Source organism: Steroidobacter denitrificans, assembly GCF_001579945.1.
Classification (GTDB): Bacteria; Pseudomonadota; Gammaproteobacteria; order Steroidobacterales; family Steroidobacteraceae; genus Steroidobacter; species Steroidobacter denitrificans.
Genome location: NZ_CP011971.1, coordinates 2,176,843 through 2,199,817 on the forward strand (window position 1 = coordinate 2,176,843; position 22,975 = coordinate 2,199,817).

Annotated in this window: 19 protein-coding genes; 7 read left to right on the forward strand and 12 right to left on the reverse strand. The window is 60.9% G+C overall.

Translation table 11 applies throughout. The features are described from left to right. Positions 1-288: 288 nt before the first annotated feature. Positions 289-663, forward strand: coding sequence for a DUF6746 family protein (locus tag ACG33_RS10010; RefSeq protein ID WP_066920857.1), 375 nt, complete (start codon positions 289-291; stop codon positions 661-663). Positions 664-818: 155 nt separating this feature from the next. On the opposite strand, the gene ACG33_RS10015 is transcribed toward ACG33_RS10010, so the two are convergent. The 3 genes from ACG33_RS10015 to ACG33_RS10025 all read right to left on the reverse strand — a co-directional run bounded on the left by ACG33_RS10015 (position 819) and on the right by ACG33_RS10025 (position 4,664). Beyond that, positions 819-1,541 (reverse strand): hypothetical protein, encoded by a 723-nt coding sequence (locus ACG33_RS10015; RefSeq protein WP_157071743.1) that lies wholly within the window; start codon positions 1,539-1,541, stop codon positions 819-821. 89 nt (positions 1,542-1,630) lie between these two features. Next, positions 1,631-3,601 carry a hypothetical protein gene (locus ACG33_RS10020; RefSeq protein WP_157071744.1) on the reverse strand — a complete coding sequence of 657 codons (1,971 nt, stop codon included), beginning with the start codon at positions 3,599-3,601 and terminating at the stop codon, positions 1,631-1,633. Positions 3,602-3,665: 64 nt separating this feature from the next. Next, positions 3,666-4,664 (reverse strand): serine/threonine protein kinase, encoded by a 999-nt coding sequence (locus ACG33_RS10025; RefSeq protein WP_066923180.1) that lies wholly within the window; start codon positions 4,662-4,664, stop codon positions 3,666-3,668. Between the two features lie 118 nt (positions 4,665-4,782). On the opposite strand from ACG33_RS10025, the gene galE reads away from it, so the two are divergent. Genes galE through ACG33_RS10045 form a run of 4 tightly spaced genes read left to right on the forward strand, consistent with a single transcriptional unit; the run spans position 4,783 to position 9,303 of the window. Beyond that, entirely contained in the window at positions 4,783-5,778 is a 996-nt protein-coding gene (galE, locus tag ACG33_RS10030; RefSeq protein WP_066920863.1) for a UDP-glucose 4-epimerase GalE, read from the forward strand. A gap of 56 nt (positions 5,779-5,834) precedes the next feature. Then, the gene (locus tag ACG33_RS10035; protein ID WP_066920865.1) at positions 5,835-7,289 is read left to right on the forward strand and encodes a HAMP domain-containing sensor histidine kinase; all 1,455 of its coding nucleotides are present in this window, start codon (positions 5,835-5,837) and stop codon (positions 7,287-7,289) included. 3 nt (positions 7,290-7,292) lie between these two features. Then, a complete protein-coding gene (locus ACG33_RS10040; protein WP_157071745.1) occupies positions 7,293-7,997 on the forward strand; it encodes a hypothetical protein in 705 nt (234 codons plus the stop codon). Then, complete coding sequence (locus ACG33_RS10045; protein WP_066920869.1) at positions 7,966-9,303, forward strand: sigma 54-interacting transcriptional regulator; 1,338 nt, start codon at positions 7,966-7,968, stop codon at positions 9,301-9,303. Before ACG33_RS10040 ends, ACG33_RS10045 begins: the two co-directional genes overlap by 32 nt. 129 nt (positions 9,304-9,432) lie before the next feature. On the opposite strand, the gene ACG33_RS10050 is transcribed toward ACG33_RS10045, so the two are convergent. The 8 genes from ACG33_RS10050 to ACG33_RS10085 all read right to left on the reverse strand — a co-directional run bounded on the left by ACG33_RS10050 (position 9,433) and on the right by ACG33_RS10085 (position 17,359). After that, positions 9,433-10,041: a PEP-CTERM sorting domain-containing protein gene (locus ACG33_RS10050; RefSeq protein WP_066920871.1), complete on the reverse strand. Its 609-nt coding sequence runs from the start codon at positions 10,039-10,041 to the stop codon at positions 9,433-9,435. A gap of 285 nt (positions 10,042-10,326) precedes the next feature. Continuing rightward, positions 10,327-11,439, reverse strand: a complete 1,113-nt coding sequence (locus ACG33_RS10055) for an NAD(P)/FAD-dependent oxidoreductase (protein WP_066920873.1) — start codon at positions 11,437-11,439, stop codon at positions 10,327-10,329. Positions 11,440-11,503: 64 nt separating this feature from the next. Further along, positions 11,504-12,865, reverse strand: a complete 1,362-nt coding sequence (locus ACG33_RS10060) for a glutamate-1-semialdehyde 2,1-aminomutase (protein WP_066920875.1) — start codon at positions 12,863-12,865, stop codon at positions 11,504-11,506. Then, positions 12,834-13,496, reverse strand: a complete 663-nt coding sequence (locus ACG33_RS10065) for a PIG-L deacetylase family protein (RefSeq protein WP_210399004.1) — start codon at positions 13,494-13,496, stop codon at positions 12,834-12,836. The genes ACG33_RS10060 and ACG33_RS10065 overlap by 32 nt, the downstream gene beginning before the upstream one ends. A gap of 15 nt (positions 13,497-13,511) precedes the next feature. After that, positions 13,512-14,312, reverse strand: coding sequence for a sugar phosphate nucleotidyltransferase (locus ACG33_RS10070; RefSeq protein WP_066920877.1), 801 nt, complete (start codon positions 14,310-14,312; stop codon positions 13,512-13,514). Then, the gene (locus ACG33_RS10075) at positions 14,309-15,718 is read right to left on the reverse strand and encodes a DUF4910 domain-containing protein (protein ID WP_083536698.1); all 1,410 of its coding nucleotides are present in this window, start codon (positions 15,716-15,718) and stop codon (positions 14,309-14,311) included. Before ACG33_RS10075 ends, ACG33_RS10070 begins: the two co-directional genes overlap by 4 nt. Before the next feature lie 14 nt (positions 15,719-15,732). Continuing rightward, entirely contained in the window at positions 15,733-16,326 is a 594-nt protein-coding gene (gene rfbC, locus ACG33_RS10080; protein ID WP_083536700.1) for a dTDP-4-dehydrorhamnose 3,5-epimerase, read from the reverse strand. Position 16,327: 1 nt separating this feature from the next. Then, the gene (locus ACG33_RS10085; RefSeq protein WP_066920879.1) at positions 16,328-17,359 is read right to left on the reverse strand and encodes an NAD-dependent epimerase/dehydratase family protein; all 1,032 of its coding nucleotides are present in this window, start codon (positions 17,357-17,359) and stop codon (positions 16,328-16,330) included. Positions 17,360-18,049: 690 nt separating this feature from the next. Between ACG33_RS10085 and ACG33_RS10090 the strand changes: the two genes are divergently transcribed. Together ACG33_RS10090 and ACG33_RS10095 are read left to right on the forward strand one after the other, a co-directional pair. Continuing rightward, entirely contained in the window at positions 18,050-19,786 is a 1,737-nt protein-coding gene (locus ACG33_RS10090) for an ABC transporter ATP-binding protein (RefSeq protein WP_210399005.1), read from the forward strand. Between the two features lie 249 nt (positions 19,787-20,035). After that, on the forward strand, positions 20,036-21,652 hold the full coding sequence (locus ACG33_RS10095; RefSeq protein ID WP_168160062.1) for an Ig-like domain-containing protein: 1,617 nt from the start codon (positions 20,036-20,038) through the stop codon (positions 21,650-21,652). Between the two features lie 158 nt (positions 21,653-21,810). On the opposite strand, the gene ACG33_RS16550 is transcribed toward ACG33_RS10095, so the two are convergent. Beyond that, entirely contained in the window at positions 21,811-22,740 is a 930-nt protein-coding gene (locus ACG33_RS16550) for a hypothetical protein (RefSeq protein ID WP_210399006.1), read from the reverse strand. Positions 22,741-22,975 lie beyond the last annotated feature (235 nt).

Sequence of the window (22,975 nt, forward strand, 5' to 3'; positions counted from 1 at the left end):
CTGCCAGACAGGGAGTGAAAAACAAACGAGCCGAGTATTGTAGCGGTTCTGACTTCTTACAGCCAGAAAACTTCTTACAACCAGAAAAATCCGGATACATGCCTCCAGCTTCGCCAGATGCATGCTCCCGCGGTGATGCGCAACATGGGAAGTGCAGGGTATTCACGCCGGCCGGGGAAGGAGTCCGTGCGGCATGTCGAATTTCATTCTTGCAAGATTTATATTGTTCGCTAATATACGAATAATTATCATTACCATTCAATCCACGGACTGCTCGACGGAAAATCGATGAAGAATTTGTCCCTACTGTTCGCCGGCGCCCTGCTTGCCCTGAGCCTGACAGGCGCCGCACAGGCGGAGCGCCCGGATCATTTTCGCGGCAAGCCCGCCGCGACACTGAGCGAGGCGGTGAGCAACTTCTCGGAATACAACCAGAAGCTTGCCGCCCTCGTGGCGCAGAACGACCTGACGCCGGCGGACATGGTCAAGGTACATGAGCTGACCTACACCCTGGAAAATGCGTTGAAGAAAATCAATGCGGAGCTGGCCGGTCTGGCCGAAGCCCTGGAAGAGGTGCACCTGGCCTCGGAACGGCTGGACGCCGAGACCCTGAAGACCCAGGGTCAAAAATACTTGCAGACGGCTGGCGAGATCATCCGGTAGCCCGGTCGTCCTGGACTGCTGCCCGAGGCCGCAAACGGCCAGGGTCGCGGATCATCGGGGACGGCTGGGCTCTCGGACGGCAGGGAGCGGCTCGGCACGGGACGGGCCGGCGCGCGGCGGACTCGCTGCAAGCCGCACCGCCGGACCCCCCCCCCCTATTCGCCCCGGTTCTCCTGAGCCGGCATCGACTCGATCGTCTCGCCGGTGGTATCCCGGAAGGCATTTCCGGTAGCCTCTGCAACAGGCGCCGATGCCTTTTGTTGCGCCACAGCCTCGCCGACGGCGAAGGGAATGGAGAATGTCCGGGCCAGGTCCTGGCCGTGAATCTGGGTGGTGGCGGTCACCGTGACATAGAAGATTCCGGTGCGATCCGGCAGCAGTGACACGGTATGCCGATAGGACTGGCCGGGCTCCACCTGCTCGAAACGCACGCTCAGATCTCCCGCCAAGGTGATCCCATCCATGCCGCCGATCTTGGCATCCAGCGAATCCACTCCGACGCTGGGCACCAGCGCGATCTGCATTTCCACCGGCACGCCCACGGCCGGCTTGTTCAGGATCTCGTAGCGTATATCCACGGCAGCCCCCGGCTTGGCCGCACCGACCGCCCGGGCCATCCGTGAAGTCGTCTCATCCACCCCGGCATCGGACCGCGATGCGCTCGCGCCATCCCTTGCCCCCGCCGGGCCCGCCGCGCCATCGGTGACCGAGCGCGCCGACCCGGCGTCGGCGCCGACGCCGGCTCCGGGTCCGGCCTCGGAACCAGAACCGCCGCCGCAGCCCGGCAGGGCTGCCAGGGCAGTCAAGGCAGCCAGCATCAGCAGCCTGTTGGCCGATGCGCGACGCGCCTTCCCGATCATTGCTGTCTTGTCATCCACGAACGAATCCTTCCCGGCCTTTACGGCCGCGGTCCCGACCCTCATGCAACGATTCATTCTGGTCATGCCTGATGCACTGTTGCAAGCCGCTACGACTGACCGGTGATGGACACGGTCATGCAGCGCGGCGGTGTGTTGGTCCCCGTCAGGTCCCAGTCATGCACCTCGATAATATAAGTACCGACGCTCAGCGGCAGATGGGCAATCGTCTCCGCACCGACCGTATCACTGAGGCCCATCGCGACCGGCGCGCCGCGGCGATACACGTAAATGACCGGATCGGTGGCTGCAACCGTGGACGGATCGAGCGCCGCGCCCACGGCCTGGATGGTCACGATCCGCTCGGCGCCGTTATCGAAACGCAGGAAACGGTTGTTGCCTAATTTGTTGCCATCCTCGCTGCCCGCCGTGGCACGGCTGCATAGATTCGTGACCGGCCCATCCAGGGTGATGTCCCGGTAGATCGGCAACACATCCACATCCCCGCCGGCATTGGTTTCATTCGAGCCGAAGGCATCGGTGCCGGAAATTCCCTTGGTGGACAACAGATCGCGGATGGCCGTGGAGGATGCGGGATTGGCGCGGCGCAGGGCGTCAGCGAAAGAGAAAATGCTGGTCAGCGCCTCGGTATTCACCTGTGCGCCGGTCATCACGGCATGAATGGGCGTAAAGCCCAGCGCCACCGGATCGCGCAGTTCGGCATCGTCGTCGAACACATCCCACAGGATCTCACCCACCGACATTTCGGAAAACCATCCCTGCGGCGCAGGCGCAAAGCCGCTCTCCAGATCGAAATAGAAATCCCGTGTCACTCCCGAATGGGAATCCCGGTAGACGGGATCGTTCAGAGCCATGCCCGCGAACGCGTTGCCCCAGCCCTCGCTGAACGCCACGCGCAGATCCAGACGATCCAGCGGGCCATGCGCCCCGCCGATGGAATCCGAACGCGACAGGCGATCCTCGTAGTAATGCCCGAATTCATGCGCGATCACGTGCGGGTCGAATTCGTCGGTGTCGCCGGCACCGCCGTCGAAGGCGCCCAGCAGATAGATGCCGGCGGGCAGTTCGCCCGGCGTTGCGCATCCGTCCCTGAAGCCCGCTCCCACATAGAACGACGTGCCGATCGAGCCGGTGGCCGGACAGAACTCGCCCACTATGCCACGGTTATCCGGACTCCAGTAGAAATTCAGGGCGGGCAGCACCGCCGCGGGGGCGGCCGACAGGATCAAGGCCTTGGCTTGGAACGCCGTATCCAGGATGGCAAACGGGGCCGCCGCGCGCACGCCGGTGTAACTGCTGCCGTCCCAGCCGGAGGACGCGTGCAAATCCAGCATGCCGCCGCTATCCCCGGTGTCGAATGTACTGCTGTCCAGGGCATACAATCGATCGTTGGTATTGTTGCGCACGGCAAAATTCCAGCTCGAAGCGCCGGCCGTGCGCAACATCTGCGCCTTGACGCGTACCAGGATGCTGCGATTGACCGGAACACGCAGCGCATAGTGTCCGTCCAGATGCGATAGGGTCGAAGCGAGAATTTCATTTCCCGCCAGTGCTTCGACGATCGCCTGACGTACCGGTGAGACGACGGCAGCGGCAGGATCGAGTCCTGAACCGACCGATTTGAACACCACGCGATCGAAGGTGATTCGTCCACTGACGAGCGCCATGCCGGGCGGCAGCGGCTCGATCTCGATCCTCAACGAACCGGTACTGTTTCCGCCCGGCCCGTGACAATCCAGCGCGAAGCTCGTTGCAGCACTCAACGGGCCGACCGTCTGTGCTCCAGCAAGACTCTTCGGCCCGCTCCAGCCACCGGAGGCCGAGCAACTGGTGGCATTGGCAACCGACCATTCCAAAGTCGCGAATTCGCCGGCAACGACGGTCTTGTGCTCCGAGCCGATGGAGATCGAGGGTGGTGACGATCCATCTCCACCCCCGCCATCACTGCCGCCACCACCGCCGCATCCCCACAGGCCCGCGGCGAGAAATATCGTAACGGCGGCCCGTCGAGACCGGTTCCCGGATATCCTGGTCAGAATGAAGTCCACGTTCGGCGTCATAGGTATACTTCGACGGGTTCGCCACACCGCACGAACGCTATCACAGACCCGCAGCACGGCGCGCCTACAGCTCCAGCGGCCCTTCCGCCAGCGCGCCCAGCTGCTCGCGCAGGGCCAGCACCTGTTCCTCCCAGTAGCGCGGCTCGATGAACCAGGGAAAGGCGGCGGGAAACGCCGGATCGCTCCAGCGCCGGGCCAGCCATGCCGAGTAATGAATCATGCGCAAGGTGCGCAGGCTTTCGATCAAGCCTGTTTCACGATAATCAAAGGGAGCGAACTGCGTATAGCCCTCCAGCAGATCCGACAACTGCTGCGCCATCTCGGCGCGCGATCCCGACAGCAGCATCCATAAGTCCTGGATGGCCGGTCCCATCAGGCAATCGTCCAGATCCACGAAGTGCGGCCCCGCGTCGGTCCACAGCACATTGCCCCGATGACAGTCCCCGTGCAGCCGCAGGGAGCCGGGCTCCGTCTGTTCGAAAGTCGCCGTGATGACCTCCAGCAGGTCGGCGGTCAGGGTATCGTACGCCGTCTGCAGATGCGCCGGTATCCAGCCGGACTCCAACAGGAAATCACGCGAGGCGCCCCCCAAACGCTCGATGTCCAGCCACTCGCGCTGCTGAAACGCCCGCCGGCGCCCCACTGCATGGATGCGTCCCAGGAAGCGCCCCATCCAGGCCCGCTGCGCCTGCGTATCCAGTTCCGGCCAGCGCCCGCCGCGGCGCTCGAACAAGGCAAAACGAAATCCCTGGTACTCGAACAGGCTGCGTCCCTCCCGGAGCAGCGGCGGCACCACGGGTATTTCCGCCTGCGCCAGTTCCAGTGCGAAGTCATGCTCCTCCAGGATCGCCGCCTCGCTCCAGCACCCCGGGCGATAGAACTTCGCGATCAACGGCGCCCCCGTCTCCATGCCCACTTGATAGACCCGGTTCTCGTAGCTGTTCAAGGCCAGGATGCGCCGGTCGGACAATCCACCGCAGGACTCGACCGCGGCAATGATCACATCGGGCGTCAGGCGATCGTAGGGATGCGCGGAGGTGGTCAAGGCGTCACACGAAATCATGGAATCGGAGCCATCACGGTAGCGAAATGCCTGCGAGCGCACAATTTGCACTAGAGCGGACTGCTAGAATTTCCTGGAATCAGTCATTCCTGTTCATTCTGAAGAGCCCATCGAATCCATGTCCATCCTCATTACCGGCGGCGCCGGCTATATCGGCAGCCATGTGGCTCGCCAGCTCGGCGAGCGCCAGGAAAAGATCGTGATCCTGGACAATCTGTCCACCGGCTTTCGCTCCGCGGTCCTGCACGGCGAACTCATCGTGGGCGATACCGGCGATCGCGAACTGGTGGCGCGCGTGCTGCGCGAGCATGACATCGACACCGTGATGCATTTCGCCGCCCACACCATCGTGCCCGAATCGGTCAGCGATCCGCTCAAGTATTACGGCAACAACACCTGCTCGACCCGCAATCTGTTGCAGTGCAGCCAGCAGGCCGGCGTGCAGCATTTCGTGTTTTCCTCCACGGCCGCCGTGTACGGCATCCCGGAAGGCGGCATCGCCGCCGAGGACAGTCCCACCCAGCCCATCAATCCCTACGGCACGTCCAAGCTCATGAGCGAATGGATGCTGCGCGATCTGGCCGCCGCCAGTACGCTGCGCCATGTGGTGCTGCGCTATTTCAACGTCGCCGGCTCGGATCCCGGCGGCCGCATCGGCCAATCCACGCTCAAGGCGACCTTGCTGACCAAGGTCGCCTGCGAGGCGGCGGTGGGCAAGCGCGCCCACATCTCGATCTTCGGCACCGACTACGACACTCCGGACGGCACCGGCGTGCGCGACTACATCCATGTCGAGGATCTGGCCGCCGCCCACGTCAAGGCGCTGGACTATCTGCGTGCCGGCGGCGCTCCGGTCACCCTGAACTGCGGCTATGGCCACGGCTACAGCGTGCGTGAACTGATTGCCACCGTCGATCGCCTCAACGGCACGCCGCTGAAAACCCTCGAGGAACCACGCCGGGCCGGCGATCCTCCCACGCTGATCGCCCGCGCCCAGCGGGTGCGCGAGGTTCTGGGCTGGATTCCGCGGCATGACGATCTGGATACCATCGTGCGCTCCCAGCTCGCCTGGGAACGCCGGCTCCTGGAGACGCCCGAACTGCAAAAAAATTGAGGTGTCGCGCGAAGGTCCGGGAGGCGGCCCGCCGGAAACGGCTAGAATAGATTTTCATGCGCTGGCCTCGCCCCAAATCCCTGACCGCCCTGCTGCTGAGCGGCTTCGCCCTGGTCTCCGTTCCTTTGCTGCTGGCCGTGGTCATCGGCGCCACCAAGGTCCGTCATCTATCGGATGAAAGCACCATACTGGTGCGCTCGGGCGTGGAGATCACCCACCACACCCAGCAGCTGTTCCAGCAGATCGCCTCCGTGGAGCGCAGCGTCAAGCTCTACCAGGTGCTCAGCGACCCCGGCCTGCGCGAGGTCTACCAGGACAGCCGCGAGCGCCTGCGGGTCACCCTGGGCAGTATCGAAAGCATGACCGACGATCCGCTGCGCCACACCCAGGTGCAGGCGCTGCGCGTGGCGCTGCGGCGCATCGATGCAGCCTTCTCGGCATCCTCGCCGGCCTCCGTCGAGAGCATGCGTGCAGCTGTCGACTCCATCGCCTCCATGTGGGAGGCCGCCTTCGCCCTGTCCGCCGCCACCGGCGAGCAAGTGGAGTCCGGTCTGTCCCGGCTCCAGGCGTCCACCGTGGAGACCCAGCAATACTTGATCTGGCAGTCTGCAGGGCTGATCCTGCTGACCGCCGCGCTGGTGACGATCTTCACGCTGCTGCTGATGCGTCCGATCCGTCAGATCGATCGCGCCATCAGCCGGCTCGGCAAGGGCACCTTTTCCCGGACGATCAAGGTACGCGGCCCGACCGACCTGGTGCATCTGGGACGACAACTGGAATGGCTGCGCCTACGGCTGCTGGAACTGGCCCAGGAGCGCAATCGCTTCCTGCGCCACATGTCACACGAACTCAAGACGCCGCTGGCAAACATCCGCGAGGGTACGGAACTGCTCATGGACGGCGCCGTCGGTGAACTCGACAGCGCGCAGCGCGAAGTCGCCACCATCCTGCGCGACAACGGCATCAAGCTGCAGCAGCTGATCGAGAATCTGCTGTCCTTCAGTGCCTGGCAAACACGCCATACAGGGCTGGAAATCAGCGAGTTCCGGCTGCGCCCGCTGGTCAAGTCGACGCTGGAGACGCATCAACTGGCCTTGCTGGCCCAGCGCGTACACCTCGACCTGAAGGTGCAGGACATCGAACTGCGTGCCGATCGCGCAAAATTGAAATTGATCCTGGATAATCTGTTGTCGAATGCACTCAAATATGGTCCGCGAGGCGGTACGATCTACATCCATGCCCACGCCGATCAGGAAATGCTCGTGCTCGACATCGCCGACACCGGACCCGGAGTCTCGCAGGAAGAGCGCAAGGCCATTTTCGAGGCCTTCTACTCGGGGCGCGCGCCCATGGCGGGACACTTGAAAGGCACTGGTATCGGGCTGTCGGTGGTCTCCGAATTCGTCCAGGCTCATGGAGGCTCGATCGAGATCGTGAACGGCAAATTTCCAGGGGCGCATTTCTGCGTCCGGCTGCCGCTGGCACCCCAACTCGAGGCGGAGCCGGCCTAGCTCATGACGCAACCTCCCACCGAATCAGCCGCCGATGCAGCGACGCTCCCAATGAGCTGGATGGGACTTTCACCGCTGGTCTTGCTGATGGTCTTGCTGGGCGGCTGCACGTTGACCGGTCAGCTGGGCCGCCCGACGACAGCCTACGCGCCGCCCGCCGCGGATGCCGGCGCCCTGTACATCTACCTGGAAACCATGAATGCACTGGGCAACGCCGATCCGGCCCGCCAGGCCACCATGTTTCACGAGGTGGAGCATGACTTCATCCATGCCCCGACCACCGCCAACACCCTGCGTTACGCGCTCGCCTGCGTGACACCCGGCCACCCCGCCACGCATCCGGACGAGGGCAAGCGCCTGCTGGAGACCCTGCTCGCCGCGCCCGAACACATGACCCAGGAGGAACGCACGCTCGCCGCGGTAGCGCTGAATGAAACCAATGCCCGCCTGAAACTGGAGACCGAAAATCGTCGGTTGACGGCGACACTCGACGGACAGAGCCGCTCGCAGGCAAACTTCGACAAGCGTGTCCAGGCCCAATACGACGAGAACATCCGATTGCGCCGCGCCCTCGCCGAGGCGCAGCAAAAGCTGGATGCCATCAAAGAGATCGAGAGGTCCATCATTGAACGTAGTTCCACGCCCTCTGGCAATCGTGACGCCACCACCCACCCTGATGAAGCGCAAAGCTCGTCTACTCGTCGTTGACGATGACCCCGGGTTACTGCGACTGCTCACGATCCGCCTGCGCGCCGAAAATTACGAGGTCGAGGCTGTAGAAAGCGCCGCCCTGGCGCTCGCCGCCCTGGCGCGCGTGCGTCCGGACCTGGTCATCACCGACCTGCGCATGGATCAGATGGACGGCATCGGCCTGCTCAAGGAAATCCAGAGCCGCGCACAGGGACTGCGGGTCATCATTCTTACCGCGCATGGCACCATCCCCGATGCCGTGCAGGCCACTCAAAGCGGTGCCTTTGCCTTCCTGACCAAGCCGGTGGACAAGCAGGAGCTGCTGGACCAGGTGCAAAAGGCCCTCAAGGTTTCCGGCTTTGCCGATACCAGCGAAGACTGGCGCAGCGAAATCATCACCCGCAGCGCCGTCATGGAGGAACGTCTCGCCCAGGCGCACATGGTCGCCGGCACCGATGCCCGGGTCATGATCACCGGCGAGAGCGGCACCGGCAAGGAATTGCTCGCTCGCGCCATCCATCGCGCCAGCCCCCGCCGCAATCGTCCCTTCGTGGCGATCAATTGCAGCGCCATGGCCGAGAACCTGCTGGAAAGCGAATTGTTCGGGCATGTCAAAGGCGCCTTTACCGGTGCGATCCGCGAACATCGCGGCCTGTTCCAGGCCGCCGACGGCGGCACCTTGATGCTGGATGAGATCGGCGACATGCCGATGCGCCTGCAGGTCAAGCTGCTGCGGGTATTGCAGGAGAACCAGGTGCGTCCCGTGGGCAGCACGGAGGCGACCATCGTCAATGTACGCATCATTTCCGCGACCCATCGCGATCTGAAGCAGCTGATCATGGGCGGGCTGTTCCGCGAGGATCTGTACTATCGTCTGAACGTGGTGCACATCGACATTCCGCCGCTGGCGCGCCGCCGCGAGGATGTGCCGCTGCTGATATCGCATTTTCTGGAAAAGATCGCCAAGGAAATCGGTGCACAGCGCCACATCTATGCCCCCGAGGCCGTGGAACTGCTGGTCAGCGCCGAATGGCCCGGCAATGTGCGCCAGCTGGAAAATGTGGTGCGTCAGAATGTGGCGCTGGCCACCAGCCCCATCATGAGCGCCGAACTGGTTCAGGCGGCCCTCGGCGGGGGGCCCTCCCGGCTGCCCTCCTTCGATGAGGCGCGCGACGAATTCACGCGCAACTACCTGTCGCAGATCCTGCAGATCACCGGCGGCAACGTCAGTCAGGCCGCGCGCCTGGCGAAGCGCAACCGCACCGATTTCTACAAGCTGCTGGCCCGGCACTCGCTGACGCCGGAGGATTTCAAGCAGCGCTGAGGCAGCGAAACTCGAGTAGAGACCGGACACTGACCGGCAGGCATATTGAATATCCGAAAACGAACAAGCCCCGCATTGCGGGGCTTGTTCGTTTTCAAACCGGCGTTTCGAGAAACGTTAGGCAGCCATCTAGCGCCGCCGCCGGCGAGCCAGGAAACCGACCGCCAGCAGGCCCAGACCGAACAGGCTCAGAGTACCTGGTTCGGGCACGCTCACCGCGCTGGCACCCTGCAGCAAGGTGATCGTGGCGCCGACCACCGCGGAGCCGACGGTCAACCCCGACAGGTTGGCAAAGGTCACCGAGTACTGGCTGCCATCACTCAGCGAGAACGCGCCGGGCTGCGTCATCCAGGTCAGGCTGCCACCGGTGATGAGGCCCAGGAAGGTGCCGAAGCCGCCCTCTCCCGTACCCGCCGCCACCGGCGCATCGGTGGGCAGGTCGAAGCCCAGGCTGGCCGAAATGGTGCCGGTACCACTACCTAGACCTTGAAAATCCAGTGTGAAGAAATTAAAGCTCCAGGACTCACCGACATCCAGCGTGCGGTTGAGTGAGCCCAGCAGAGGATTCAACGTCGCCGTCACGCCACAGCCGCTGATATCGCACAGGAAGCCGCCATCGAAGTCGACGACCTTCACCGACGAGGTCGGCGCACCCGCCAAGTCGAAGGTGACCGGCGTAGCCTGGGCCGACAATGAAAAGCAGGCCAAAATTCCAGCTGCCAGTAATGCTCTGATCATCAATGCATCTCCCTAAAGGGCACATCCTGCATGTCGACAAATATCAAAGCAACTTCCATGCCTCTAAAGAATTCATCTCTATAAACAATTACTTGCTATATATATTTTCTTAAGCATACGCTGACAGGAGCCTCAAATGTAAACTCTACCGACATATCACCTCGTACAGTTCTTGCCACCGGCTCCTGGCCGCATGACGATGCGAATGTGCAGCGCCTGACACTCAGCAGACGCATTTCCGTAATGCCATCAGCCTAGCCCAGTGAACCAGCCGGTGCAGCCGGATCAGTTCGGTTTCCCGGAAATGATGAGAGCGACATGCTCACCGATGGCCAGCGAAGACGTCAGGCCGGGAGACTCGATACCGAGAAGATTGATGAGTCCTGGAATGCCATGTGCGGCCGCATCTTCGATGTCGAAATCGCCCGCCGCGAATCCTGGGCCGACGAGCTTGGGCCGTACGCCCGCATAGGCCGGTTGCAGCGAGCCGGCGGGGATCGTGGGCCAGTACTCGCGGATGGCGGCATAGAATGATTCGCCTCTTTGCGGATCGACCCGATAGTCCGGCTGTTCCACCCACTCCACATCCGGACCGAAACGTGTCGTTCCATCCATATCGAGCGTGGCATGAATGCCCAGGCCTGCCTCATTGGGCATCGGGTAGACGAGCCTGCGAAACGGCCGCACGCCGTGACAGGCGAAGTAGTTACCCTTGGCGTAGTACGCCTGACGCAGCCTGGATCGCGGGTAGCCTTGAATATGCTGAAGCAGCGAGACGGCGGCAAGGCCGGCGCAGTTCACCAGCCATTTGCAGCGAAGTTCGCTGACCGAGTGGTCGCTTTCGACCATGACCACCAAAGAGTCAGCGGCGAGCCGCACTGCGCGGACGGTGGATTTCAGGATCAACGAGCCACCTGCCGCTTCCAGGTCGGCCAGCAACGCCAGCAACAACTCATGAACGTCGATGATTCCCGTGGAAGGGGAATGCAGCGCGGCGACACATCGAACCTCGGGCTCCAAGCGCCCGACCGCCTCGGCGTCGAGTTCGACCAGATCCGTAACGCCATTGGCGCGGGCGCGCTCGTGCAACGCGTGCAATGCGGCCACCTGCGACTCGCCCGCCACGATCAATTTTCCGCAGCGCCGGTGGCTTACTGCGCGGGTCCGGCATAAGGCATAGAGCATCTCGCGCCCGCGTACGCACAGACGTGCCTTGAGACTGCCGTTCGGGTAATAGATGCCGGAATGAATCACGCCGGAATTGCGCGACGTGGTCTCCTCGCCGGGGTGGGCGTTGCGCTCCAGCACCAGCGTCTCCAATCCCAGGGCGGCAGTCGCCCTGGCTATCGCCAGACCTACGACGCCGGCACCGATAACAGCAACGTCGATGGAGTCCATACTAACGAGCACGCCTCAGAGGCACCGATTAGGAACCTCGATGACCAAGTACCGGCACTGCGCATCATCCATGCGCGCGAAACACCGGCTTCAGAGGCCGTCCTACCAGGTAGCGTTCCACGCCGTCCTCGAGGGCTTTCCTGTAGATCTGCAGCGACTGACCGACAGCCTCGATCGTCCGATCGATGTCCTGATCCGTATGCGAATAACTCACGATGAAAGATGGTGCAAGCACGCCGCGGCGAATGATCTCCTGCAGAAACAGCGCCCGAAACTCCTGGCTGGGATGCCCCTGTTGATCCCGGGTGGTGAACAGCACCGCGCAATCGCGCCCCAGACACTCCACCTGACTGGAAACCCCGGCAGCCCGTGCCGCCTCGCTTACCCCCTCGCGCAACCGCTTTCCCTGCCGGTACAAATGACCCACGACATCCTCGTCGCGGTAGGTGGTCATGGTAGCTATCCCGGCGGCCAAGGCATGCGTTTCCGCGCCGTGCGTCGTCGACAGCAGGAATACCCGTTCCCGATCGTGATCGTAACCGCCGAGTTCCATGATTTCTCGCCTGCCTGCCAGTGCCGACAGGGAAAATCCGTTGGCGATGGCCTTGCCGAAACTCGACAGATCCGGAGTGACACCGTAGACGTGCTGCGCACCCGAGTTGTGCCAGCGGAAGCCAGTGATCATTTCATCGAAGATCAGCAAGGCTCCGTTGCGGTGACACAGATCCTTCAGCGACTGCAGAAAGCCCGGTGCCGGCTCATCTAAGCGGGCCGGCTCGAGAACGACGCAGGCGATCTCGTCCGGATGGCGGTCGAACAACGCCTGCACACTGGCCAGATCATTGAAACGAAACTTGATGGTACGCGAACGCACCCACTGTGGAATCCCTGCGGGCATCGGCGTCGAGCCGATGAACCAGTCAGAGACCGAGAAGAACGGATGATCGCCGCAGATGGCAATATAGTCGCGGCCGGTATGCGCACGAGCCAACCGTACGGCGCCATCCAGCGCATCCGATCCATGCTTGCCGAACTTGACCATTTCGGCCGTGGGAACCAGTTCAATGAAACGCTCGGCACATTCGACCTCGATAGGCGCGGGTCGAACGAAATTGGCACCCAGACGCATCTGCCGGGTAGCCGCCTCGATGACCGGCCCATAGGCATGTCCCAGGGTCACCGCGCGTAAGCCCATGCCATACTCGATGAATTCGTTGCCATCCAGATCCCAGACGTGGCAACCCTGGCCGCGCGCGATGAATGCCGGCGCCTGCTGCGGATACTGATCATCGCCCTTGGCATAGGTATGCGCGCCGCCTGGAATCAGCCGATGAGCACGTGCGCTCAACGCCCGCCCGGTATCGAAACGCTCACCACCCAATACCGAGGTTGCTTCAGAACCGAGAGATTCGCAATTTGCGTCCATAAAATGCCTCCGCTAAACCACTGGGCGCCCGGCATTCGATGCCTCGCAACCGCAGCATCGCCATGAACGTCTCGGCCGTAAACCAGTCCCGATTCGACTGTGTCCGATAAGCCCGCAGCAAGGCACGCACCTTCTTCTGCGCCTGTGCCGCCGTAACGGGAACGTAGACGTTGGGCTGGCCCAGCCCCCCATCCCACTTCGGTATTTCGTACTCAAACACCAGGTGGTCGCGGAAGCTGTTCCAGACCATTTCATTGACGATCCTGTGGTCCTGGTGCCGATCCTCGCGCTCGTGGCACAGGATCAGATCCGGCCGCGCAAGAGCCTTGAGCGACTCGAAGAACTCCTTGACCTCCCGGTATTGCGCCGGCAGGCGCCCGTCCTGGAAGTTGCCGAACCGAATATTTCCGCGCGCCTTCGGACCGATCAGTGATGTCATGGCGCCGCGGCTCTCTCGCTGCCGCTGCTCGCTGCCGCTGAGTATCGCCCAATCGATCTGGACCCGCCCTGCGCGTTCCTGCAAGGCCAGCAGCGTCGCCCCGCATCCGATCTCGATATCATCGCAATGCGCGCCCACGCAGAGTACGCGAAGCGCGCCACGGCCGCGCAGAGCAGGAATCAGATCGAGCATGTCGAGGCCTGTCCTTCAGCACTCAGGGGCAGACGCCGGATGCCGTCGCCATACCAACCATGGGCATTCCCCGCGGGCCTCCATGCGATCGAAACCGATCTTGTCCTTGAAGGTATCCATGCATTGCCAGAATCCGTCCCAGCGCAGCGCAGCCAGCTTGCGCTGGGCGATCAGGCGAGCGAACGGCTTCTCGACCAATTCATCTCCTTCCTCGATGTAATCGAAGATTTCCCGCTTCAGGATAAAGAAACCACCATTGATCCATAACTGTTGATCGGGCATCGCCCCCATACCGGTGACGGTATCATCCGCTCCCCACTGTACCGCATGAAAGCTCTGCGAACTGCGCACCGCGGCGAAACTTGCGATGACCTCGCGCTTGTTGAAATCTGCGATATGCCGATCGAGCGGCAAGTCAGATAAGCCATCCGCATAGTTGGCCAGGAAGACCGGTTCATCCTGCAGATATTTTCGCACCCGCAGCAAACGCTGGCCGATGTTGCTGTGCAGGCCCGTATCGACGAAGGTGATTTTCCAGTCGTCCAGATCCCGAGAATGCAACTCGACCTTCCCATCCTTGGCATGCAGCGTGAAATCGTTCGTCATCGCTTCCTGATAGTTCAGAAAATATTCGCGAATCAGATCGCCTCGATACCCCAGACACAGCACGAACTCGCGATGACCGAAGTGCGCGTAATAGCGCATCAGGTGCCAGAGAATCGGCCGGTGGCCGATCGGCACCAATGGCTTGGGAATCGTATCGGAGTGCTCGCGCAGGCGTGTACCCAGCCCTCCGCAGAACAGCACTACTTTCATCGTCTTTCTCCCTTTTTCGACCCCGCGCGGCGGGCGCCGCGGACCGCCGCCGATGCCGTTCGCCGTACCGGCTTCCGCCCAGACTTCGGTTGCGTGGCTTCGTTGTTCTGACGCCTCGTCCGGGCCACTTCCCGTAGCAGCCCCGCCGACTCCAGCGCGGTAGCGGCATCGCAGATCGTATCGAAACCGACCCCTGCACGCTGTGATACATCCAGCAACGAATGTTCGCCATCCGACTGATTCAACACCCAGAGCATCGCGTTCTCACGGGCCGCCGGACTCTGCCCGCCTACCGTACCATACAAGCCACGCTTGCCCAGGCGCGGCTCTCCCTTGGGCATGAGGTTCACATATCTGCGGTCCGCCTCGAGCACCTCGAGGATGCGCCGGCACGCGGTCAGGCTGCGCTCGAGCGCCTGTGGACGCACGAGCGTCAGATCATCGGCCGAGCTGTGATACTGCGGATAGCCGCCGTTGATCGAGCGCGTCAGGCGTCCCACCGGCAGATTGAAGCCTGGAGAACACAGTTGCCGCTCGTCGTAGCCGTAGGGTTCGAAATCCATGATGCGGCTCGCCGGATCCAGATCGCTGATCACATATTCGGCGATGGCATCGATCCGGGTATCACCACGGCGGCTTTTCTTGTAGGTCCAGGGCGCTGGATCACCGAGCAGGCCGAGCACCAGCCCGTGCTTGATCCGGGCCAGCCGATTCTCGTTGCGCTTCAGCCAGCACAGCGAACCGATCGTGCCGGGCGCGAACACCAGCCGGTACGTGTAGCGCCGCTCGCGCCCGGCAAGCCATGCGCCCAATGCCGTCGCGATGGCGATGCCGCTGGTATTGTCATTGGCCAGCGAGGGATGACACACATGCGTGAATATCACGACTTCGTCGCGACTCGCCCCGGGCAGGACCAGCTCGCCATAGGTCAGGGAGCCCGTAGCCAGGGTGCTGGAAATCTCGACGCGATAGATGCCATCCCGCCATCGCTGCAGATCATGTGCCCGCAGACAGAATCCCCAATTACGCTTGTAGTAGCTCGTCCGGTACGGGATCCAGCCGGGATTCTGGTTGGAAACGTGCAACCGGGAACGCAGCTCCGCCAGCTCGAGCGATACCGATACCGGTTCGGAATAACTGACGATGTGAAGATTGTGCGCCTGGAAATCGACCACTCGCCGACCATCTGGATCGAGCACGCACGCATCCTCGATGTTCCATTCGAGCGGCACTTCCCAGTCGAACACCGAGGTTCCGGAACGCACCTCATGGATCTTCAGCGGAATTTGCTCACCGACGATTTTCAGGGTCTGACGTACCCCGCCACCGGTGATGCTGCGGCAGATCGGATACAGGCGGGAGGCGAATGCATGCAGTTCGTCCCCGGTACTCAGCGGCCCGCTCATGGCAACAGCGACACTCAGGCATCCCTCCCGGTCGTTACCGCGATCCCCTTGCGATGCCGAAGTTCGGTTTCGAAACGGGCACGATCGAAATCCGGATAGCCGGCATCGCGCTCGGCGATGATGGGCTGCCCCAGTGGCCATGGGATTCCGAACATCGGATCATTCCAGCGTACGCCGCCAGCCAGGTCCGGCGCATGGACATCCGTCATCTGGTAAAGCACCTCGGTGTGATCCGTGAGCGTCTGGAATCCATGGGCGACCCCGGCCGGAATGAATACCGCAGCGCGATTGTCCTGATCCAGCAACAAGCCCTGATGCTGCAGATATGTTGCCGAATCCGGCCGCAGATCTATCAGCACATCGAACAGCTTGCCGCGCAGGCATCGCACCAGCTTGCCCTCGTGGGAAGGCGGCCATTGAAAGTGCATGCCACGCACGGTGCCTAGTTTCGCATTATAGGAAATGCTGGCCTGCAGGGCTTCGGTCGGCAGCCCGGCGCGAGCAAACTCCGCCGTGCAGAAAGTGCGCGCGAAGAATCCGCGATGATCGGTATGGGGCTCGATGCGAACCCGCATCGCACCGGCAATCGTGAGCGGCTCGAACTGCATTTCAGCGCCAGAAGAAATCGCCGTCGATCTGCTGCGTCGCCTGCAGGTACTTCAATTGTTTGAGGCGCGTGAATGCACGAAACTGATAAGTGTCGCTCGACATCTGGATGCGTTCGAACACTTCCCGCAACTGCCGGGCTCCGTCCCTGGCCGTGAAGCGGCAACTGAAACCCGGCAGCTCGGCATGAATCCGGTCGAAATTGACGCGATAGCTGCGATTGTCACCGCTGGGTGGACCCGCCGTGACCTCGCACCCCGGAAACTCTGCGGCGACGATCTGGGCAATCTCGCGGATCCGATAATTGTCCGCGTTCTGACCGACGTTGAAAATCTTTCCCCGCACGGCCTCCTCCGGCGCAATCAGAGAGCGATAGATTGCCTCGCAGATATCCTGCACATGCACCACCGGACGCCAGGGGCTACCGTCGCTGATCATCGCAATTCTCTTCGTCGTCCAGGCCAATGCCGACAAATCGTTGATCACGACGTCGAAGCGCATGCGTGGTGAAGGACCATAGGCGGTGGCATTGCGTAGAAATACCGGAGAGAAGTCCGTATCCGCCATCCGGCCCACGTCACGTTCGACGAGCACCTTGCACTCCGCATAGGCGGTCTGCGGATTGACTTGGGCGGTCTCGTCGAGAAAATCACCCGTTCCTGCGCCGTACACGCTGCAGGATGAGGTATAGACGAAGCGCCGGATGCCGACCGCCCGAGCCTTGCGGGCCAGCGATACCGATCCCGCATGGTTGATGGCATGGGTCACCTGCGGATTGTTCTGGCCCAGCGGATCATTCGACAGCTCGGCAAGATGAGCAACGGCATCGCAGCCCTGCAGGTCTTGTTCAGTGATGTGGCGCAGATCCTTGTTGAGCGTCAAAGGAGTGCTGGCCAAGCGCCTATCATCGCTGTACAGCCAGCCATCGCGGTAGTACCCGGCGTCCAGACCCAGAACCGTCATCCCCCGCTCCATGAGATAGGGAGCAAGGATGGCCCCGATATAGCCATTGACACCGGTTACGAAGACCTTCATCGATATTCCCCTATACCCAGCCTCGAGATGTAAAAATTATACGCGGCCGCCGTAACCAAATATTGACGCGCACCTCGTTTGAGCATGCTCGCTGCCGTCCCAGCCATATCCGATCCTTGAGGAACCTAGCTATCCCATCTTGCTTATTGTGCCCGAGCTGCAGATCACGACTTTTATCCAGGGCTGCTCCGTTACGATTCAACCCATGTTCGCCAGGGCAGTGTGTACACCAGCAGCACCGCATGGGTGACCGCCAGCAGGACCGTTCACGGTACCGTCGATTCCACGATGATGCTTTCTATGAGAATATCCGCCAAAGATATTTTGTTTGACATAATATATGTCCAATATCTGAATACCGGAAAATCTCAGTGTAAGCTGTGTCCGAGAGCTTCAAAGCGGCCGGGAGCCGCCCGTTGGTGGCAAAGCGTAGCCACATCTTCCGATCCGCCTGTTGAGTCACGGTCAGTGGCAACACCTGCAGGTAGAGTTGAACGATTGTCCGCTGCGGCAATGCAATAAATCATACCGCCGGGAGATCATGAGCGGTCCCGAACCGGCTGCACGGCCAAACCGGCCCGTATGATGGGAAATTATCCAAAATCGACGCAATGGTGAGTGATGCCGTCAGTACTAAAGAAGCTTCTTGCACTCCTCGACACGCGCGACCGGACAGCGGCCAGTGTCGTCATGGCCTCACTCGTTCTCGTTGCCCTGTTCGAAGTGGCGGGGATCGCATCCATCATGCCGTTCATGGCCGTGGTAATGAATCCCGAGATCATCCATACGAATCGTTTTCTGGAGTGGACTTTCCAGGAATTGGGGTTTCAGTCTGATCAAATATATCTCATCGCACTCGGACTGCTGGTGCTAGGACTTCTGATATTTGGCAATGTGGTAAAAGCCGCAAGTATGTGGATCACGCTACGTTTTCACAACGGGCTGTACTACAAACTCGCCCGTCATCTACTCGCCCGTTATATGTCACTGCCGTACACCTTCTTTCTCAACCGCAATACAGCCGAACTGAGCAAGAACATTCTAGGCGAGGTTCAAACAGTCATCGGTGGTGTACTCGACCCCATGACCAAGGCGATTTCCAGCCTCCTGGTTTGCACTGCAATCCTCACGCTTCTAATTGTCGTCGATCCATCGGTTGCGCTGGCGATTGCCCTGGTCCTGGGAGGATGCTATGTCTCAGTCTATAAACTAGTGCGTCGTAAGCTTCAGTCCATCGGTCGGCAACAAGTAGAAGCCAACGCGCAAAAATTCAAATGGGCCAGCGAATCCCTGAGCGGCATCAAGGATCTCAAGGTGCTGGGACGCGAACATACCTTCCTGCAGCGTTTCTCCCTGCATGCTTCAAGGCATGCGCATAACAACATCACGGCGGGGTTGATTTCTTCATTGCCCCGCTTCGTACTCGAGAGCGTGGCATTTGGCGGAATCCTGCTGGTAGTGATCTATCTCGTCGCGCAGGGTAAGGGAATCAGCCAAATGGTGCCCTTGCTTACTTTATACGCTTTCGCGGGCTATCGCCTGATGCCCTCCTTGCAGGAGTTGTTCATCGCCTTCGCAAAATTGCGCTTCAGCGCTGCCGGACTTGACATCGTACATCACGATCTCATGCTCGGCTCACAGCAGCCCGGTGACCTCGCACAGCATCTGCCACCCGTGAACCGGGCACCGCTCCCGTTCAAGGAACGCTTGGAGCTACGCGAAGTTTCGTTCAGCTACGAAGGCACCCTCGAGCCAACTCTGCGGCATCTCAATCTTCGGGTCATGCCCAATACCTCTATAGGCCTTGTCGGACCCACGGGCTGCGGCAAGTCGACTACCGTCGATCTTATCCTGGGGCTGATCTCTCCCAGCGGAGGAGAATTTCTGGTTGACGGAACGCAGATTACGGCTGCGAATATTCGGCAATGGCGGCAGAACGTAGGATATGTGCCACAAACAATCTATATTTCCGATGACACTATTGCGCGAAATATCGCTTTCGGTGTACCGGATGAGGAAATCGATATAGCTAAAGTACGCGAGGCAGCTCGCCTGGCAAAACTTGCCGAGTTTGTCGAGAACGAACTCCCAGACCACTACGACACGGCAATCGGTGAGCGCGGTGTGCGTCTCAGCGGTGGACAACGTCAACGCATAGGGATCGCTCGCGCTCTGTATCGTGATCCGTCCATTCTCATTATGGACGAGGCGACCAGTGCACTGGATGGCGTCACCGAGGAACACATTATGGACGCGGTGCGCTCCTTGTCCGGCAAGAAGACGATCATCCTGATTGCTCACCGCCTCACGACCGTAAGGGATTGTGACGTCATCTACCTACTGGAACACGGCTCCATCGCCTCTCAGGGTACCTTCGATGAGCTTATGCGCGATTCCTCCTGGTTTCGAGTATCGGCTGGAGGTTGATCGGGCTGTGCGTGGAAGATCAAGACCTCACCCGATACATTAGGATGCATCCATCGATGCGCCGTCTCCGTGGAACGCTGCTGCACTATCGAAAGGGGCTTCGTCATGCGCAAATCCATGCTGACCACTGCACAGCTTCTATGCCTGCTTGGCTTGATGGCCATTTTACAGGCATGCAGTTCCGGGGGCAGCACGACAGCTGCAACCAGCGCTCCGCTCCCTTCGGATGATCCGCCACCGATACGCAGCTTGAGCATCGCCCCCCTCGACGGGAAGCTTGAGATCAGCGAAACGCTGCAAATGTCCGCCCGCCTCCTCTATCCGGACGGAACCAGCGAGGATGCAACGACGAGGGTGACATGGCAGTCCTCGGATGACCACATTGGATCGTTCGATACCACGACGTCGAACGGACGATTAAGCGCCAAGGCGCCCGGCTCGATCCAGATCACGGCGTCCCTCGATGACCTGTCCGCGCAAGCCATTGTGACCGTGCTCTTGTCGCCCGGGACGACACGGGGACCTTTACGGGTCAGTAGCGTGAATCCCCGCTATTTTGAAACCGACCAGGGAGTTTCTATTCTTCTCGCCGGTTCGCATACCTGGGCCAGCTTGCAAGACAATGGAACGACCAGCACCCCACCCCCCTTCGATTACACAACCTATCTACGTTTTCTGAGTGATCATGGCCATAACTTCTTTCGGCTTTGGGCCTGGGAGCAATCACGATGGGTCGTGACGGCAACGAATGACCAGAACTGGCTGGCTCCATCGGCCTTTGAACGGACTGGACCTGGCCTCGCGCTGGATGGCTTGCCGAAATTCGATCTGACGCGCTTCAATCAGGGTTATTTCGATCGCCTGCGTGAACGGGTAGAGCAGGCTCGAGAACAAGGTATCTACGTTGCGGTCATGCTGTTCAATGGCTTCAGCGTCTCCAAGTCGAAACCGTCATCGCCACCCGGCAATCGGAATCCCTGGCATGGGCATCCCTTCAACGCAGCCAATAACGTCAACGGCGTCAACGGCGATCCCGATGGCAATGACAGCGGCGAGGAGACGCATGAGCTGGCTGTGGAGTCGGTAACGACCTATCAGGAAGCCTACGTTCGCAAGATGATCGACACACTAAACGACCTGGACAATGTGTTATACGAGATCAGCAACGAGAGCCATGGCAATTCACAGGATTGGCAATATCACATGATCGAGGTGATTCACTCCTACGAGGCAACCAAGTCAGCGCAGCACCCGGTGGGGATGACGGTGGAATGGCCGGGCGGCGACAATGATGAGCTCTTGGCCAGCCGGGCAGCATGGATATCGCCTCTGGGTGAAATAAAAAATAGGCCGGTGGCCACCGGTGCAAAGGTCATCCTGGCCGATACCGATCATCTTTGCGGGATCTGCGGAGACCCTGGCTGGGTGTGGCGATCCTTTACGGCTGGAGAAAACCCACTGCTGATGGACCCTTATGATCTCTCGAATATCGTGGGTGGACTGCCGAACGTGAATATCGACGATCCGGGGTTGGTCGGTGCGCGCAGGAATCTAGGCTACGCCATCCGCATGTCACAGCGAATGAACCTGGGGCGAGCCTTACCGAGACCTGAGTTGACGAGCACCGGCCATTGCCTCGCCGATATGACCGGGCCAACCCCAACGCTGTTAGCGTACTCGCCAGGAGACGAGGAGATCATCGTGGACCTGGAACAGCTGCCGGAAGATCTTTTGCTCAACGTCGAATGGCTTCGACCGGCTACAGGGGTGAGCATCGGTGCCGGCACTACCACCGGCGGTGCGCAGCGGATGTTCCGGCCGCCGTTCCCTGGCGACGCCGTACTGTTGCTTCATGGTGCCCCGTAAACGCGATCTGTCTCGGCATCCAAACACCCTGAATGAACGAGGCATGGATAGCAAGCCGGGAACCGAAACGCAACTCGCGGCGCGAGCGGATATCCGACTCGCGCCGCCTTTGAATATCACCCCGCTCCTTCTGAAGTCCGACTAAAGACAACTGACTTCTAAGGCAAGGGCTGCGGCGTGCAGTTTCTTACCGAGACGCTGAAGCCGCCCTGCCAATCATCAGACTCGATCAGCACGCCGTCTTCCGGCGCCGTCAAATTGATGACATGGGTATCTCCCGGCCCAAGCCACTTCTCACGCCACACATTGCTGCCGCGCTGCCATTCGACGATCAAGGCCGTACCGGATGTAACCGTAACCTCACAACCGTTGGCCCAGGGTCCCATATACGGATAGAGCAAGGCACCTGAAGAGGAATAAACCGTCCTCAACTGATCGCCGGTTCGCGCATTGTCCGAGTACGCAGACCAGTACGGCCAATTGATCACGGTACCGTTCCAGTCCGGACTGTTGTTGCAGCCGAAAGTCTCGCAACGCCAGGATGCGGCTACCGATTCCATGCTCTCACCGCCAGGCGGTACGGGGGGCATCTGCGGCACATCGATCCGATAGGTAAAGGCGGCAGAACTCTGTACACTCAGTACTTCACCCGAGGCAAGTCCCTGGACGAAGTAGGAACCACCGGCGCTCAACGTCGCCAGCGGGCGGTGGTTGCTATGAGTCGGCAGCCCGGCGTACAGAGTCGCCGACCCGCTGTCCAGCATCACGAAAGTACCGTTGGCCACTCTCGACGGCAGGTAGGCGCCACTGGACAGACTGTAGCCCAACCAGCGATGCAGCGGCTGGGCACTCGACGGCCACACCAGCGCGTGAGCGCTGACGGAAGGTCCGTAAGGGCAAGGGCTACCGACGCACGCCCCGCTCACCGAGGCGGAAGCAAGCGACTCTTCATCCTCATCCTCATCCGGCTCCGGCGGAAGCTGCGGCGTGGGCAAATCGATCTGATAGGTAAAGCCTTCCCCACTGCGCACACTCAGCACTTCACCCGGCGCGAGTCCCTGGACGACGTAAGAGTTGCTACCGCTCAACGTGGCTAGTACGCGGTGGTCAACCGAACCTGAAAATCCTGCAAACAGCATCGCAGTACCACTGTCGACCGAAATCACTGCTCCATTTGCAAGCTCCGATGGTAAAAACATCGCTTCGGATGCCGTATACCCTATCCAATGATCCACAGCCTCGGCGGCAGGCCATACGACAGCATGAACACTCACGGACGCCCCCAGTGGACAAGGACTGCCGGTACAGGTGCCGGTCACCAGC